Origin of the sequence: Psychrobacter sp. UBA2514, assembly GCF_002341255.1 — a bacterium.
GTDB lineage: Bacteria > Pseudomonadota > Gammaproteobacteria > Pseudomonadales > Moraxellaceae > Psychrobacter > Psychrobacter pacificensis.
Genome location: NZ_DDNS01000015.1, coordinates 68,670 through 84,887, shown reverse-complemented (window position 1 = coordinate 84,887; position 16,218 = coordinate 68,670). Strand labels below are relative to the sequence as shown.

At 44.0% G+C, this 16,218-nt stretch carries 15 protein-coding genes, 1 tRNA gene and 1 pseudogene; 1 reads left to right on the top strand and 16 read right to left on the bottom strand.

Going from position 1 to position 16,218, the window contains the following annotated elements; translation table 11 throughout:
- Window positions 1-21 precede the first annotated feature (21 nt).
- From B3V51_RS05750 to gatC, 16 genes and pseudogenes are all read right to left on the bottom strand, one after another.
- Window positions 22-2,133, bottom strand: a pseudogene (locus B3V51_RS05750) (N-6 DNA methylase); the annotation flags it as partial.
- A gap of 97 nt (window positions 2,134-2,230) precedes the next feature.
- The gene (locus B3V51_RS05745) at window positions 2,231-2,530 is read right to left on the bottom strand and encodes a helix-turn-helix domain-containing protein (protein WP_071002215.1); all 300 of its coding nucleotides are present in this window, start codon (window positions 2,528-2,530) and stop codon (window positions 2,231-2,233) included.
- 408 nt (window positions 2,531-2,938) lie between these two features.
- Window positions 2,939-5,488 carry a DUF927 domain-containing protein gene (locus B3V51_RS05740; protein WP_286708088.1) on the bottom strand — a complete coding sequence of 850 codons (2,550 nt, stop codon included), beginning with the start codon at window positions 5,486-5,488 and terminating at the stop codon, window positions 2,939-2,941.
- A gap of 106 nt (window positions 5,489-5,594) precedes the next feature.
- The gene (locus B3V51_RS05735) at window positions 5,595-5,984 is read right to left on the bottom strand and encodes a hypothetical protein (RefSeq protein WP_071002213.1); all 390 of its coding nucleotides are present in this window, start codon (window positions 5,982-5,984) and stop codon (window positions 5,595-5,597) included.
- Entirely contained in the window at window positions 5,977-6,510 is a 534-nt protein-coding gene (locus B3V51_RS05730; RefSeq protein ID WP_212563833.1) for a hypothetical protein, read from the bottom strand. Before B3V51_RS05730 ends, B3V51_RS05735 begins: the two co-directional genes overlap by 8 nt.
- Window positions 6,503-6,778, bottom strand: a complete 276-nt coding sequence (locus tag B3V51_RS05725) for a hypothetical protein (RefSeq protein ID WP_071002211.1) — start codon at window positions 6,776-6,778, stop codon at window positions 6,503-6,505. The genes B3V51_RS05730 and B3V51_RS05725 overlap by 8 nt, the downstream gene beginning before the upstream one ends.
- Entirely contained in the window at window positions 6,779-7,066 is a 288-nt protein-coding gene (locus tag B3V51_RS05720) for a helix-turn-helix domain-containing protein (RefSeq protein WP_197496749.1), read from the bottom strand.
- A gap of 4 nt (window positions 7,067-7,070) precedes the next feature.
- Window positions 7,071-7,361 carry a helix-turn-helix transcriptional regulator gene (locus B3V51_RS05715; protein WP_227517191.1) on the bottom strand — a complete coding sequence of 97 codons (291 nt, stop codon included), beginning with the start codon at window positions 7,359-7,361 and terminating at the stop codon, window positions 7,071-7,073.
- Window positions 7,362-7,583: 222 nt separating this feature from the next.
- The gene (locus B3V51_RS05710; RefSeq protein ID WP_212563832.1) at window positions 7,584-8,597 is read right to left on the bottom strand and encodes a hypothetical protein; all 1,014 of its coding nucleotides are present in this window, start codon (window positions 8,595-8,597) and stop codon (window positions 7,584-7,586) included.
- 107 nt (window positions 8,598-8,704) lie between these two features.
- The gene (locus B3V51_RS05705; protein ID WP_071003129.1) at window positions 8,705-9,052 is read right to left on the bottom strand and encodes a type II toxin-antitoxin system HicB family antitoxin; all 348 of its coding nucleotides are present in this window, start codon (window positions 9,050-9,052) and stop codon (window positions 8,705-8,707) included.
- 2 nt (window positions 9,053-9,054) lie between these two features.
- Complete coding sequence (locus B3V51_RS05700) at window positions 9,055-9,354, bottom strand: type II toxin-antitoxin system HicA family toxin (RefSeq protein ID WP_071003130.1); 300 nt, start codon at window positions 9,352-9,354, stop codon at window positions 9,055-9,057.
- A 59-nt stretch (window positions 9,355-9,413) separates the two neighbouring features.
- On the bottom strand, window positions 9,414-10,655 hold the full coding sequence (locus tag B3V51_RS05695; RefSeq protein WP_071003131.1) for a tyrosine-type recombinase/integrase: 1,242 nt from the start codon (window positions 10,653-10,655) through the stop codon (window positions 9,414-9,416).
- A gap of 163 nt (window positions 10,656-10,818) precedes the next feature.
- A tRNA-Pro gene (locus B3V51_RS05690) sits at window positions 10,819-10,895 on the bottom strand.
- 114 nt (window positions 10,896-11,009) lie between these two features.
- On the bottom strand, window positions 11,010-12,536 hold the full coding sequence (gatB, locus tag B3V51_RS05685) for an Asp-tRNA(Asn)/Glu-tRNA(Gln) amidotransferase subunit GatB (protein ID WP_212563831.1): 1,527 nt from the start codon (window positions 12,534-12,536) through the stop codon (window positions 11,010-11,012).
- The gene (gene gatA, locus B3V51_RS05680) at window positions 12,536-14,032 is read right to left on the bottom strand and encodes an Asp-tRNA(Asn)/Glu-tRNA(Gln) amidotransferase subunit GatA (protein ID WP_058024006.1); all 1,497 of its coding nucleotides are present in this window, start codon (window positions 14,030-14,032) and stop codon (window positions 12,536-12,538) included. Before gatA ends, gatB begins: the two co-directional genes overlap by 1 nt.
- Before the next feature lie 81 nt (window positions 14,033-14,113).
- Window positions 14,114-14,428 carry an Asp-tRNA(Asn)/Glu-tRNA(Gln) amidotransferase subunit GatC gene (gene gatC, locus B3V51_RS05675; protein WP_212563830.1) on the bottom strand — a complete coding sequence of 105 codons (315 nt, stop codon included), beginning with the start codon at window positions 14,426-14,428 and terminating at the stop codon, window positions 14,114-14,116.
- 617 nt (window positions 14,429-15,045) lie between these two features.
- On the opposite strand from gatC, the gene B3V51_RS05670 reads away from it, so the two are divergent.
- The gene (locus B3V51_RS05670; protein WP_071003137.1) at window positions 15,046-16,083 is read left to right on the top strand and encodes a rod shape-determining protein; all 1,038 of its coding nucleotides are present in this window, start codon (window positions 15,046-15,048) and stop codon (window positions 16,081-16,083) included.
- Window positions 16,084-16,218 lie beyond the last annotated feature (135 nt).

Here is a 16,218-nt window from a genome sequence, read left to right as displayed (position 1 = left end):
ACTACTTTTGCAAGAGGTCTACTCATCTACTTTAAATCCAGTTGAATAATTCTCTACTCCCATATTATTTCTTGGCTTAAAAAAGAAATAAGGCCTATCACTAAGTAACTCATCGAAACTTATTTTACCAATATGTTTTTTACTCAAAAAATTGTATTTAGCATCTCTCTTACCAAATAAATCATAGTGAAAGACCTTACCTAGCTCCCCTTGCTTTTTCTTTCCGGTTTTTATAAAAAAGTTGATAGACACACCTTGCATAATATCAAATACATTTTCATCTTTACTACCATCAGGTGCTGCTTCTTTTTTCTTAGTATTACCATGCAAATCAATGGTGAAAATTTTGTCATAAGTATTGAGCAGGTGCCAACGCATACCGCGGAAGGTTGGATTATCCAAAAATCCATGTGGATTAATAAAAGCTAAAATACCCTCACCGTTCTTTTCAATAAAATGTTGTCCATAGCGTATAAATTTTACGTAATCATCGTTTAACCAATGTTTACGTTCATTAAAATGCTCTCCATCTACATATTTATAATCCTCTATTAAATCAGATATCCACTTCCCATTGTTTTGAGATACACCACTATACGGCGGATTCCCAATCACTACCATCACGGGTGCATCACGCTTAATGGCGTTAGCCTCATTTGCCTCAGCAGACAGCCAGCCAGCAAATAGCGTTCCTGTATCGGGGTTATGTTCTTCTAGTGAGTTGGTCAGATAGACCTGCATACGTTTAGGCTTAATAGGCTCATAGCCTGTATCAGCAAGTAGCATATCAAGCTTTAAATGCGCCATTGCATAGCTTGCCATCAATAGCTCAAAACCATGTAAGCGTGGTAATAGGTCTTGCTCAACGTAGCTGCTCCAAATGCCGCCCATGTTTTCAAACTGACTGTGAAAGATATGCTGAATAATGGCTGCAAGGAATGTCCCTGTACCAGTCGCTGGATCAAGAATTTGCACCTTATGTACCAACTCTTTAACCATCTTATAGCCTGTCTTAGTACGACTATCAGGGGTTTGTGTCTGTTTTTCTATTTCTATCTTACTGGTATCTGCTATACCGTCTGCCAAATCAAACTCAGACTTCAAAATATCATCTACAGCGCGGACAATAAACTTAACCACTGGCTCAGGGGTGTACCATACACCGCGCTGCTTACGAAGTTTAGGGTTGTACTCTGCAAGGAAAGTCTCGTAGAAGTGAATGATAGGGTCTTGTGTTTGAGTAGTCTTACCGAAGTTTTTGAGGATAGCTGCTACATCGGTGGCGCGAAATACATCAGCAAGGTTATCTACCGTAGTCTTGATACGTGGGTCAATATCAATACCAGCCACATGAGAGAACAGCTTTCTTAAAAATGGATTGGTTTTAGGGATAAGCTCAGCTGCCTCTTGACGACTAAAAGTATCTAGGGTGTCATCATGCAAACGTGCGGCAAACATACCATAGGCGAGTGTTTGCGCGTAAATATCAGCAAAGTCTGCTGGGGTTAAGTCATGTATAAGTACGCCCTTAAAAGTCTCAAACTGGGCACGTAGGTCTGAATTATCGTCTGAATTTTCATCGCTGATTAGTGCCTGATAAAGCGTATGTTCAAGTAATCGCGCTTTACCCGCCATCAAGACTGCAAGACGTTGAGCAGATTTAATCGTTTGTCCGACATACACACAGAAATCACGCAGTAACTCCGCTAAACGATTGAACTCGCTATCATGTGGCTGTACTACGCCTTCAACTAACTCACCAACGCATATTTCATGGATAAGTTCACCACCAACATAAAACTCAAAGCGTAGATAGTCCGTAATAATCAGGTTGTCTAAGGCGGCTTTATATCTATCAAACTGTTCTTTATAAAGTTTAGAGCTTAAATCCTTGCCTACGTCTTTAGCTTCGATAAAGCCAATCGGAATCTCTTTTTTACTGATTAAAAAATCAGGGTTACCGCAGTCCGTTACTTGGCTTGGTTCATTGGTCACTATTACATCAGGTACTAAAGCATTAATTAAAAATTCTAGGTGTATGCGGAAAGTATGTTCTGAACTGTGACCTAACTTAATTCTTGAGGCTACTTTATTGACGTAATCGCTAACGTATTGATGATTGCTATCTGACATAGATATCCCTAAGTGGTATTGATGAATAAATGGGCTGGATTATAAAATTTAAAATAAGATATGAAAGTTGTGAGGGTTCGCCTTTAGGGTGAGGGTGCTATATCAATATAACGTCACTGTTTGGCATCTTAGCGATAATGCTTACCTCGCCACCTAACGCTCTAACATAGTTTTGCAAAGTCGATAGCTGAATGTCTTTACCGCTTTCTACCTTTGATATGCTGGCTTGTGACACACCCATAATGACGGCAAGCTCAGTCTGCTTTAGCTGTTTGCTTTTGCGTATTTTGGCAAGCTCAATAGACTGGCTTAATATTTTAGATTTATTATTGATCGCTTGTTGTCTATCGGCTGGCAAGTCTGCTACATAATCATTTAGTGCGCTAAAATGCGTCATATAGTGAATTCAGTATAAAAAAGATACAGTGGGACTGGGATAAATTTTTCGCAGCCTCTGTCTGCGTAGGCACAGCACGCAAGGAAGATTTAGACCAGTTCCACTTTGATATATAATGTATCTGTTTTATTTAGGATTGACTATAGATTAAACCTCGGTTTTTATATTCCCTCATAATACAACAATACAGTTATATTTTGTCGGGTTTTGAGCTATTGGCTTTAGCCTACTACTATAAAAATGAAAGTATCAGCCATAAAAAAAGGCAGACGCTAACGCCTACCTTATATTATTTTTGCCTGCATCTACTTTTTTGCTTGGGACACTTGGGACAACGGGACAGCGCCCGTACTTACTGGCTTTCAGCTGTCCCAGCCCTTTTTTAGCCTTTGGGACACTTGGGACAGATTAACAGATTGCGCTATTTTGTCCCAGCTGTCCCAATGGTGTTTTAACGCTTGGGACAGGCTCTAACCCTTGCTGTGTATGGGTTGTCCCAGTTGTCCCAGCTGTCCCAGTGCTTTTTGTAGTTTCACAACTTAATATCTCACCTTTGACCGCATAAACACGCTGGCGGTTCTTTTTGAATGGTAAAGGCACTTTGCACGTTTTACGATTACTCTCAGTCACATTTAAAAATCCTGCTTCATCTAACACTTGTAAGACTTTGCTTTTGTTAAATGGTGAACAGACTTCATCAAAGGTACTGGTAGAGAAATAATATTCCCCTGTGTCGTAGTTATGATAGCCAGCGCGGTTATTGGTTTTAGGTTCAAAGTCTTGGTACGTGTGAATATGGCAAGGCTGAAAACGGCTTGATCCGTGCTGTTCAATAAATGCCTTAATATGCTCTATGATTTGGCGCTGCTCATGCTCACCATCACGCCCGTAGTTATCGAGCCAGTTATCTAAGCAAATCATTACAGCTGTAGTTGCTTGTCCTACTTGCCAGCCCGTTATACCTGCCTGTGTTGCCAGTTCTCCAGCTGCGCTCACGATAGCGAACCGTTTAGCAACTCTATGCGCCTGTGCTGTCAGGTCGCTGTACTGACTCATGAAGTCATCTACAAGCTGCTTAGCGGTGGCGGTGGTCGCTGCCTTGTCACTGGTGATATGTTCTAGCCATGCAATGCCAGCTGATCCATAGTAAGCGTGTGATAGCTCTTTAATCCTATCGGCTTGTGCTTCGCTTGTTTCTGCCAGTACCAAACTATCAAAGGTTTTTAACCCTTTGCCAGCATCAGCATCAATATGCGCTACTCGAACCTCGATACCTACATTGGTTTTTTGTCCTGCTTGCGCCATGAAGTTTTGTAGCGACTCCTCACCATTAGACAAAAAGATAATGCGCCATGTTTTGGCTATACGATTGTGTCCCGTGGTGGTACTACGTCCTTTACCTTGACCATTAGCCAGCATATAAACGGTTTTGCCTACTATTTTGGGATCACATTCGCTGATCTCATCAAGTGGTAAAAAACTGTCGTTGTGCTCGCTTGCTGTGCCTTCTAGAGCGTTATCAGTGCTGCGCCATGTCTTAACGTACCTGTCAGGATTGCCCCATACACTAGCAGCCACCTTGAGCGATAATGACTTACCCATGCTTGATGATCCTAAAAGGTGAAAACCGCCCCCGTCATACTCTAATAGCTCCAGTAATTGACCTGCGAACGCGCAAGCAATAGAGAACACAAAACGGCTTTGCTCTGCTAGTGGCTTGCATAAGTTATCGCGCCACTGTGCTAGCTCTCCTTGCTGGGTTAGGGTGCTGTTGATACTGTTTGCAGACTGATAGACAATAAGCTGCTTACCATCGCTGCCTATGGCTCTGTCAGGTAATATATATTGCTTATCGTGCCAGCCTAACTTATCCACGCATAACGCCCGTTTGTGAATAGGGTATTTTTGAATATAGGTGTCTAAGTAGCTGCGCTGTTTGGGGTTGGTGGTAATGTTTAGTCCTTGACTGGCAAGCTCCTTGCGGTATTCCCTTGCATCACCTTGCAGTAGCGATAACGGCATTGACCACGTATGCAATACGCTGTCATCATCGCGCCATTGCAGTAACCGCCCCCATGTAGTGCTGCCTGTGTCCCGTGTCTTAGCGATAACTTCTATAGGTGAACAAACAAACGCCTTAGACTTAAAGGTAATGTTTGCTGGGTCATCATCGTTATACTTTACGAAAAACAATCCATCGTGATATAGCTCAAAACGCCCATCACTATAGATCATCGGTTCATTCAGCTGGGGATCATCGCGCCATTCAGGATAATAGGCAGTATCTTGTAAGTTGATTAGCTGGGTGTCATCAGCTGCTAGTATCGCTTTGTAGCTGTCATGCTGCAGCATAGTGACGATATGAGCCACAGTAACCAATGCTTGAGCCTTTACACCTGCTAATAGGTTTATTAAGCCCTTGTCATCAAGCGTCATAGGTACGGTAACAAGTGAACCGCTGCTCCAGTGCTGCACCATCTTTTTAAGGCATTGCTTTGTTTTGTGAGGGCTGACAATGATTGTTTTATCACTGCTCATCAGGTAGCTGTAAACATCAATACCGCTATCAAGGTCATTAAAAGCTATGACCTCATGGGCTTTGTTTGGCTCACCAATGACGATAGCGCCATAACCTGTAGGATCAATGACAATGGGCTTTGCTTTGCTGTTTGGTGTGTAGAATACCGCGCCTACAATATCGCCTTGTTTATCGGTCAATGCTAAGCCTATAGTGTTGGCTGTTGGTTCGGTTTTGCCAATTTGTTCACCATAATATATAGTAGTATTACCTGTAACGAATAGCAGCCGTTCAGGTTCTAGCATGTCATTAAGTTTGATTAAAAACGGATCGTTTGCCAGCTGTTCCTCTGTAGCTGGCTTGCAATCTTGTAAGAGAGTATGAGCGCCCATGTTGTCCGCATGGGCTTTTTCTTGGCTGTTTGTTGGTGTGGTGGTCATCTGTTCCCCCTTGCCTGCGTGTGGTTCGGCTTGCGCTCGGCTCTATATTTCTTGTAGTAGCTTTTGCGCTTGGCGTGCTTACGGCTCTGCTTTGGTGGGTAGGTTTTCATTCTGCACCTACCTTGCTATGGCCATTCATCACTAGGGATTCGTTGAGGGTGTCTAATTGCGTGTGCAGTATCTCTGCCCATGTGCAAGTAGCATCATGTGCTAAACGCGCTAATGCTTCGGCTGTATGAGCCTGTATCTTGTCATAGTGAATAAGTGCCAGTAACTGACCAACATCATGTAGAGCGCCAGCTGCACCGCTAATATCACAAGCAAGGTTTGATAAATCATGTGACGATATGATAATGACATCGGTATCGTTAGGACTAGTTAAGTCGATAACTTTACGCTGGTTAATTTGGGCAATAGACAAGCCGTCATCTAAGCCCTCAGGGGCTTGATTAGCTAGTGTTGTAGTGTTTGAAGTCGTGCTGATTGATTTACCCATGATGGATAACTCCTTGTAGTTTTTGAGTGTATGCCACGCTATACGGTAAAAGTATAGGGTGACGGGTCTTACTCTCGGTTCTACAAGAAACCGCCCCGCATATTCGCCTTACGGCTGTTTTATTTTGCAGCGTCAACCCGTCATAGTCGGTCGGTGAGGTGTTCACCTTAGATATGATGGTTTGCCCCCTTGTGGCGCATGTGTGCGCTTGTGAGGCTGTGCTAGATTGTATAGTAACAGCTTGAGAGGCTGCGCTATTATCAGGCACAAAAAAAGCCAAAATGTCACGGCTGGCTTGTCCGCTTGTAGATTTTGAGAGGCCTATATAGTAACCGCTGCTATCATCGGTTGCAATCTGTTTTGGTTGTACTTGCTGGCAAGCTACCAGTGAGAGTAGCAAGCCAATACCTGCCACCCATGCCATAAAGATAGTAAATCTTAGCAGTAAGCCACGTTTACCCGTCTGTTTGCGATTGTGCGCCCCGTGTTGGGCTTTTAGATTGGGTTTGGTATGGTTATCACTCATGATCTGTTACCTCCAGCTCAGGCAGTAAGATAAGCCCGTCCATCTGTTCGCTTAAAATGGTTGCCAGCTCACTATTAGCGAGTAGGGCAGACCTTACAGCGACTATTACGCCCTTACTGGTATCATCATCGGTACTGATCGCACTAAGCGCCATTGCTAGGCTCTCAGCATCGTTTGATAGGTCTTGTATGCGGTCATTAATGACAGACAGATAATAGCTATCTACTGCCACTAGGCGCGGTTCTAATATGTCGTTTGATTGGCTCACTTAGTTCACCTCACTGTTAGATAGTTCGCTTTCAAGCAAAGTCTGCTCATCAAGCCAATAGACAGAAAAACGCTTGTCATTGTGCGTAACTATTTCGCTTTGAATGGTTAGCCCTGCGGTTCTTAGGTCATGTATGCGCTGTGCTAGGCATGTGATTTGATAAAGGCGGTATGCGTCCCATGTGGTGATAGTTGCCCCTGTCATCAGGTGCTCTCTAACAGTGTCAATCTGTGTCTTAGGTGCTGGCTGGTCGGTCACTGGGGCGTTACTGGTGGCTGTGGTCATCATGGCTCTATATCTCGCTAGTGGTTGAGGTGTGAGAGTTAAGCCATTCGTGAACGTCTGCATAGCTCCATGCTGTCATAGTTGGTGATAGCTTTCTGCCAGCTGGGAAACGTCCATCTTTTGACCATTCAAACAAGGTGGTTTTGCTAAAAGGTAGGAACGGCAAAATGTCCTTAGCTCTGCCCATGCCAGTAGTAGGCAGTTGCATAGCTGGACTGTTTGCGCTGGTTGGTTCGGTGTCGTGAGGGGTGTTGTCAGTAAAAGGAATTACTGGGGTGTCTTGGGTTGGGTGTGTCATTGTGTATAGCTCCATGTAGTGTATTGAGCCGTAACGGACGCTACGGCTTACATGGTCTATGTTAGGGGGTAAGCATAGGTGTCAGAAAAGGGTGTCACCTCAATAAAATGGTGTCGGTAAGTGGTGTCACCTCCAAACGATAAAGGTTTGAAGCCAATTTTAAATTAGGGTGACACGTTGAGGTGTCATCTTATCAGTATGGGATAATAGGCAAGCAAATTGCTATTTAAAAAAACCACTCCAGTTATAGTTTTTCTGCTCTCTAGGTGTGGTAATAGCTGTAATTCTGTCTATAAACCTTTGGTCTTTAGGCAAATCTTTAAAATGCTTCAAGACTAGAGGAACTTTTGATGAATGAGATAGGTTTTGGTTTAAATCGTTATCTTCTAAATAAATATAGTTCCAGACATAGTGAGCAACTATTAGTTCAGGTGCTATATTCGCTTGACTAGAATCAATGAATGCTAGTTTATTATTTCTAAAGCTCAACTCTTTCTGCATCTTATAGAAGTCAAAACCTAAGTCAACATTTATATTATCAAGAGTCTTTATGCGACTTATAAAAACTTCAGCCAAATCCTTCAATCTCAAAAACATTTCCAAAGCTCTATTGTCCGCTAAGAATTTATAAAATTCATTCTGCCATTCTTCTGCTTCCTTATAGCTTGTAAATTTAATGTCGTAATCAATTTTATGCGACCATATCTTAAATGGTAAATGGCTTATATATGCGGCGAGTACATAAGGTATCTTTCCATGATTTTCTATATGCTTATAGGGGTATGGCGCATACTTTGGAGTAATATTAAAAGTGCCAAACTCAGCTATGAACTCAAATAAATATTGAGGTTCTTCGATAATATTAATAATAATATCAATTAAGTATGAAGAATGACCGTCTATATCTTCTTCTTCATCTGCAAGAAATAAATAATCATCGTAAGTGAAAGGTTTTGAGAGCCTACTTTTTGATCGTTCACTTTTAGAATTAATCAACGTTTCAATAAACTTTTTTAATATATAGTGAGCATCAAGATTAGTAATATTGCTTTCAGCTAAAATTGTTCTAATATTTAGATGGTCTCTAAACACAAAGTCATAGTATGTAAACTCAGTTTGATCGTCTGCGCTACGCCATATTGTAGCTATATCGGGATAGTCATTAACTGAAAGCTGAAGACTTTCATCAATATATAAAAAATGCTCGTAAACGCTGATAGCCGTGCTTGTGTCCATATTTCACACCCCTACACCCTTAAATTAAAGTAGGTGCAAGGCAGTGACAGCATAAGGGTGTGTAAATAGCTGTCGTTCGGGTAATTAGTCCTAGCCTTGCATAGTCGTTATGCCATGCCTTCGGTTTTGATGGCATTGGCAAGTGTATTAGTGACCCATTGGTTAAGGCTCATACCGTGGCTGGTGGCAATAGTTGTTACTTGCTCGTGTAGCTCACTTGGCACACGGGTTACAAACTTACCTGAAAAGGATTTGTAAGGCTCAATGCCTTGTTCTTGGCAAACGTCCAAAAAGGTTTGCAATGACTGCTTACCCTCATTTTCTAAATCGGCAATGCTGTCACCATAAAAGTCTGCCCCACCATTTAGCCCTACAAATTCTCCACGGAATAACCCTAGTTCAGGGTCATATTGAATAAGTGCTTTATGGTCATTAATCATCATAATGTTTTGCATGATTATTCCTCATTATTAGTTACGGGGGCGGTGTCTTTGGCTTCATCAATAGGGCTATACCCTAAACTATCTAGCCATTTACGAACGCTAGCGACTGCGCCCTTATCTGTTGTCGGTTGGGGGTGTGGTCGGTGATAAACTTGTACCTCACCATCTAACACTACAGCTATTCTTGATCCTGCCCGTTCGTTGACCTCTGCACCTAATGCTATAAATAAGGCTTCAATGTCTGCCCACTTTATATTTGCTGATATAGGCTTAGTAAAGATGATATTAAGTGTTTTTAGGTGCTTGCGCTGCATGTTATGTCCTTAGCTCTACGGTCATTATAGTATCATATAGTGATACTAACAACGGTTATTTAGCCTAGCTTTTGTTTCTGTCCTTTAAAGTCTGCACGGATCACATTATCTAGTTTGCCAGCATAGGCATCATCAATGAAGTTTGCCCACTGGTTCATCATGTCTATTCTGTACGGTAGGTGCTGTGCTCCGTTGTATGCCTTGCTGATCTTGTTTTCTTTTTCATGTGCTAGCTGTAGCTCTATTGCTTCGTGCATGTATTCCTGTTCATGTAGGGTAGTGCTGGCAAGTCCACGGAAGCCGTGCCCCGTCATACGTCCTTTATAACCCATGCGCCATAGGGCAGTGATAAAAGCGTTTGTACTGTATGGCTTACGGGTTGATGGATTAAAGAAAACGTACTGATCCGAAAAACCTAGCGCCTTGATCTGCTCCAGTATCGTCATGACTTGCGGTGCTAGTGGTACTAGGTGTGGTCTATCCATTTTCATCTTGTCGGCTGGTATGCGCCATATTTTGGCTTGGTAGTCTATTTCTGACCACTCCATAAGACGCAATTCTTGAGTACGTACAAACGTATAGCACATAAACCACAAGCCTAGCTTCACCAGTAGGTCACCCTCGTAGGCGTTAATATCTTGTAGTAGCTTTGGTAATTGCTGGCTGGTCACACGGCTGTGGTGCTTCACCTTATGCGGTTTTAATGCTTCGGTTAGGTCGGTGGCTGGGTTGAGGTTGGTTAAGCCCTCACGTATGGCTTGTTTGAATATCTGCCCTGTTTGACGCATTGCACGCCTTGCCATGTCACTAGCGCCCCTCGCTTCGATAGCTTTACCGATAGCCAAAACATCAGGCGCGGTTATGTCCTCTATGTTCATGTGACCAATGACGGGCTTAATATCGCGCTGGTACTGTGAGTAATCACGGCTATAGGTGGTAGGGGCTATGTGTGCTTTGCGGTCATCATGCCAACGCTGGGCTATGGTATCGAACGCCCTTGATCCGTCATTGTCGGCTTGTGTCTTTTTCTTATCGTCTTTTGGGTTGATACCATCAGCTATGAGTCTTTTGATCTCAATATTGCGCTTGCGTGCATCTTGTAGGCTCATGACTGGGTAAGTACCAATAGTGAGGGTTTGTTGCTTACCTTGCCAGCGGTACGCGCTGATCCATGACTTCACACCCGTATAACGAACCCATAATTGCAGCCCGTTACCGTCACTGTGTTTATCAGGTCGTTTTGTATCAATCGAGGTGGGGCTAGGTGATAGCTTGTTGATACTGGTATGGGTTAGGGGCATGGGTTTATCCTTTGTTGGTATTGTCCATGTTGGTACTGCTCAATACCAACAATAATACCAACATTCTATATGGAACGCCATACACCTATAAGACAGTGAAAACCCAAAAAACGCCCAAAATAAAGGGCATACGGTCTATGACGGTATGCCCTAATATTGTGTTTGGTCGGAACGGCAGGATTTGAACCTGCGACCACTACACCCCCAGTGTAGTGCGCTACCAGACTGCGCTACGCCCCGAATGACTGACTATTTTACGCAAAATTATGTATATTGCAAGGGCTATTTATATTAGTCAAAATCTACAATACCTTTCTGCCTAGCATAATCAGTCTAATTGCTACGCTGCTCGTGTTAACCTAACAATTCTTTTAGAATTTGGTTCACTTGCTGCGGGTTAGCACTACCACGACTGGCTTTCATGACTTGACCGACCAAACCGTTAAAGGCTTTTTCTTTACCGCCGCGATATTCTTCGACCATCGCTTCATTTTTTGCAATGACGTCTTCGACCATGGCTTTGATAGCGCCCGTGTCAGTTTCCTGCTTGAGACCTTTTTCTTTGATGATCTTATCTGCTGCGTCATCATCATTGCCACCTTCGCGCTCATATAGCGCACTAAAGACTTTCTTAGCCAGTTTGCCAGATAGCGTGTCATCTTTGATACGTTTTAGCATACCAGCCAACTGTTTGGCGCTGATAGGGGAGTGGGTGATGTCTTTGTCATCTTTGTTCAGTGCGCCGAGCAAGTCGCCCATGACCCAGTTGCCAGCCATTTTGGCATCTGCTTGCCCAACTTCTGCGACCACAGCTTCAAAATAATCAGCAATTTGACGACTACCAGTCAAGATACGAGCGTCATATTCTGACAGACCCAGCGCTTCTTCAAAGCGTGCACGGCGAGCGACGGGTAGCTCTGGCATGGCTGCTTTGATCGCGTCAACGGTATGCTGCTCAATTCGGACAGGTAGCAAGTCAGGATCAGGGAAGTAGCGATAGTCGTTGGCGTCTTCTTTGGTACGCATGGTGCGTGTTTCATCGCGCTCTGGATCATATAGCATCGTTGCTTGTACGACTTTGCCGCCATCTTCTAGGATGTCGATTTGACGTTCGATTTCACGATTGATAGCACGCTCGATAAAGCGGAACGAGTTTAGGTTTTTAAGCTCAGTACGGGTACCAAGCTCAGCGCCTGGCTTGCGCACAGAGACGTTACAGTCACAGCGGAATGAGCCTTCGGCCATTACTGCGTCTGAGATACCTAGCCAAGTGACTAGCTGATGGATGGCTTTGATGTAGGCAAGCGCTTCATTGGCAGAGCGCATGTCTGGCTCAGAGACGATTTCGATCAGCGGCGTACCCGCACGGTTCAAATCCACACCCGTCATACCATCGACTGCGTCATGGACAGATTTACCCGCATCTTCTTCTAGATGTGCGCGGGTAATACCCATACGTTTTGGATATTCGTTTTTCTCGCCTTCGTTGACCACGACATCGATATAGCCTTCACCCACGATAGGATTGGCCATCTGAGTGATTTGATAGCCTTTAGGCAAGTCAGGGTAAAAGTAGTTTTTACGATCAAATGTATTAAACAGACCCAGCTCAGCATTGACACCGATACCGAATTTTAGCGCGCGATCGACCACGCCAGCATTTAATACTGGCAATACACCAGGTAAGCCTAAGTCAACGATACTTGCTTGGCTGTTTGGCTCATGACCGAAGTCAGTTGGCGCACTTGAGAATATTTTACTTTCTGTATTCAACTGGCAGTGAATCTCGATACCGATGACCACTTCATAGCCATCGACAAGTAGCTCTTTACGCACGGCGTGCTCGCGGACGGCACTGTTATCAGTAGTAGCTGTACTCATTATACCGTCTCCTTTGCGATGGTAGAGTGTTGTAGATGATGGTCGGTATGCTGCTGGAACAAATGCGCAGTCGTAAGCAATTGACTCTCTTGCCAGTGTTTACCGATTAATTGCAAGCCAATAGGTAGGCCTTCTGTCGTCAAACCTACTGGCTGACTGAGCGCAGGTAGACCCGCTAGGTTGACCGCGATGGTATAGACATCACCTAAGTACATGGTCGCAGGGTCGAGGTCTTCTGCCAGCTTATAAGCTGCGGTCGGCGCGGTGGGACTGGCGATGACGTCACAATTGGCAAAAGCATCATCAAAGTCTTTGACAATTAAGCGGCGGATTTTTTGTGCTTTAGTATAGTAAGCATCGAAGTAGCCAGCAGATAGCGCATAAGTCCCCGTCAAAATACGGCGCTGTACTTCAGGGCCAAAGCCTTCAGAACGTGAGCGCGTGTATAGATCGATCAGATCCGTTGGGTTTTCACAGCGATAGCCAAAACGTACGCCATCGAAGCGTGATAGGTTCGAAGACGCTTCGGCAGGTGCTAGCATATAATAGGTGGCGAGCGTGATTTCAGGGTCAGTGATGTTTACTTCTACAATCGTTGCGCCCAGCTCTTCGTATTTCTTTAAAGCGGCACGTGCTGCTTGCTCGACTTCGCTATCAAGCCCTGTACTGAAATATTCTTTTGCCACACCAATACGCAAACCGTCAAATGGCTTATCACCAGCCGCAGCCTCTGCATCATTGATGTCTTGTACGTAGTTAGGCATATCGTATTTGATAGAAGTGGCATCGCGCGGATCGTGCCCAATCATTGGCTGTAGCAAATAAGCACAATCTTTAGCGCTGCGTCCCATGCTACCAGCTTGATCCAAGCTTGAGGCATAGGCAATCATACCAAAGCGTGACACACGGCCATAAGTCGGTTTGATACCGGTTAGGCCACAGAATGAAGCTGGCTGACGAATAGAGCCACCCGTGTCACTACCGGTAGCAACAGGGACAAAACCTGCGGCAACGGCAGCGGCACTACCACCTGATGAGCCACCAGGGACGCGCTCTAGGTTCCAAGGATTCTGTACGGTGCCGTAGTATGAGCTACTGTTGTCTGAGCCCATTGCAAACTCATCCATATTGAGCTTACCTAAGCTAATCATGCCAGCTTTGTCGATGTTAGAGACGATGGTTGCATCATATGGTGAGACAAAGTTATGCAGCATCTTAGAGCCACAAGTCGTTAATACCCCTTGGGTACAAAAGATGTCTTTGTGCGCCATCGGTACGCCAAGTAGTGGACGCTGATCGCCTTGTGCACGCATCTCGTCAGCGGCTTTTGCTTGTGCACGTGCTGTCTCAGAAGTATGCGTGATAAAACTATTGATCTTGCTGTCTAGCGCATCGATACGCTTGATGTAATGCTCGGTTAATTCTGCGCTGCTAAATTGTTTGTCTTGCAAGCCAGTAATTAGCTGCTCGGTACTTAATAAATGAAGTTCAGACATAAGGTGTCGTCCGTCAAAATGTGAATAGCATAAAATAAAATAGGATAATGGCAAATGCGTGGTTGTATTATTCAGCCACTATTATTCAATCACCTGAGGTACAAGGTATAAGCCCTCTTCAACGGCAGGCGCGACTGACTGATTGCGCTCGCGATTGATATCGTGTTTGGCTACGTCAGCACGTAACTCTTGGCAAGCCTCATGGATATTGGCTAGTGGTTTGATGTCTGTTGTATCAACGTTAGATAAGGTCTGCATCAATTTTAATACTTTACTGATATCGGCGGCATAGCTATCGGCCGTGCTTTCATCGACACCCAAGCGTGCAAGGTTGGCAACTTCTAGGATTTCTTCACGGCTGACAGTGTTGTCAGACGTTGCTGATTGCTGAGACATAGTTTCTCCAGTTAAGGACAGTTTTTGTTAGAGTAGGGATAAGGCAAATATATAAGCGCTCAAATGTAATTGGCTATAAAGTTGGCTTATTATAAAGCATCTGACCCAAGTTTACAGAGTATGAGGCTTGATTGATGCACAATATCAATCAACATCCGTATCAATCAAGGCAGAGTGCCGGCATAGCAATACGCAAATACTTGCAAAACTGACCGCATAATTCATGATTGATTTTCAATTGCTTCCCAATTAGGCTCTAAAATACGTTACAGTATGTACCTACTACTAAGCAAAACAATTATCTGCCTGTAGAGCCTTGTTAGTTATCACATTAAAAGCAGTTTCATTGAGTTGAATGATAGTCACTACTATTTCAAACTTTGTAACAACTTTTAGCGTCTTAGACAAAAATCCTTGCTTACTGATGCAAATACCTATGTTTTTTTTGAGCTAAATCGGTATAATTTAGCTCAGTTTTTCATTTCATCATTATTGCTTAGGTTTGACTGGTTGCGATGATTCACTTTCGCTCCCGTTAATGTCTAACGACGACCTGCTCAACACTGACGAGTAACACCTCAGTCAATCTCATTCGCCTCATTCGTAAGACGCTGGATATATTAGTCATGAACCTGTTTGGATTTTTATCAAATAATATCGCTATCGACCTCGGTACTGCGAACACCCTTATTTTTATTCCTAATAAAGGCGTCGTACTTGACGAGCCTACGGTGGTCGCATTACGAAGCAATCGTACTCAAAACCCGACCGTCGCTGCTGTGGGTATCGATGCCAAGCAAATGCTGGGTCGTACGCCTGCCAATATCACAGCGATTCGCCCGCTAAAAGACGGTGTGATTGCTGATTTTGAAGTGACGCAAAAAATGCTAAAACACTTCATCACTAAGGTAAAAGCCAAGCGTTTTATGGCACAGCCTAACGTGGTGGTTTGTGTACCATGTAAGTCTACCTTGGTTGAGCGTAAGGCGATTCGTGAGGCAGTATCATCAGCAGGCGCGAGCAAAGTATTATTGCTAGAAGAGCCAATGGCTGCGGCTATCGGTGCTGGCATGCCTGTTCATGAAGCCAGTGGTTCTATGGTCGTCGATATCGGTGGTGGCACCACTGAGATTGCTGTTATCGCGCTATCTGGTTGCGTCTATGCTGAATCTATCCGTATCGGTGGCGATATGTTTGATGAGGCGATTATTACACATGTGCGCCGTACGCATGGTTGTGTGATCGGTGAGACGACCGCTGAGCGCATCAAAAAAGAAGTTGGCTCTGCATTGAATGAAAATAGCCAGCTAGAAGTAGAGGTTCGTGGTCGTAGCATGGCAGAAGGCGTGCCGAAAACCTTTATCGTCAATTCAGAAGAAGTACAAAAAGCATTGACTGACCCACTAAGCGGTATTGTCAGTGCAGTCAAAGTCGCTCTTGAGCAGACACCGCCAGAGTTGTCATCAGACATCGCAGAGCGCGGTATCGTATTGACGGGTGGTGGCGCATTGCTACGCGATTTAGATAAGCTTATCTCACAAGAGACAGGCTTGCCAGTGACAGTAGCAGAAGACCCATTAACCTGCGTTAGCCGTGGTGGTGGTATCGCCCTTGATTTCATCAATAACAAAAGCTTGAATATGATTTTTGTCTAAATAGCTTTTGCTCATGAGCATGGTTTCCCTGTTAGGATATCTATAATGCCTCATGGCTTATGCATCAATCATTGATTTAGCCGATGCGATGACAAGTATATAAATTAAAGGTAGCCGACTGCGCTGCCTTTAATT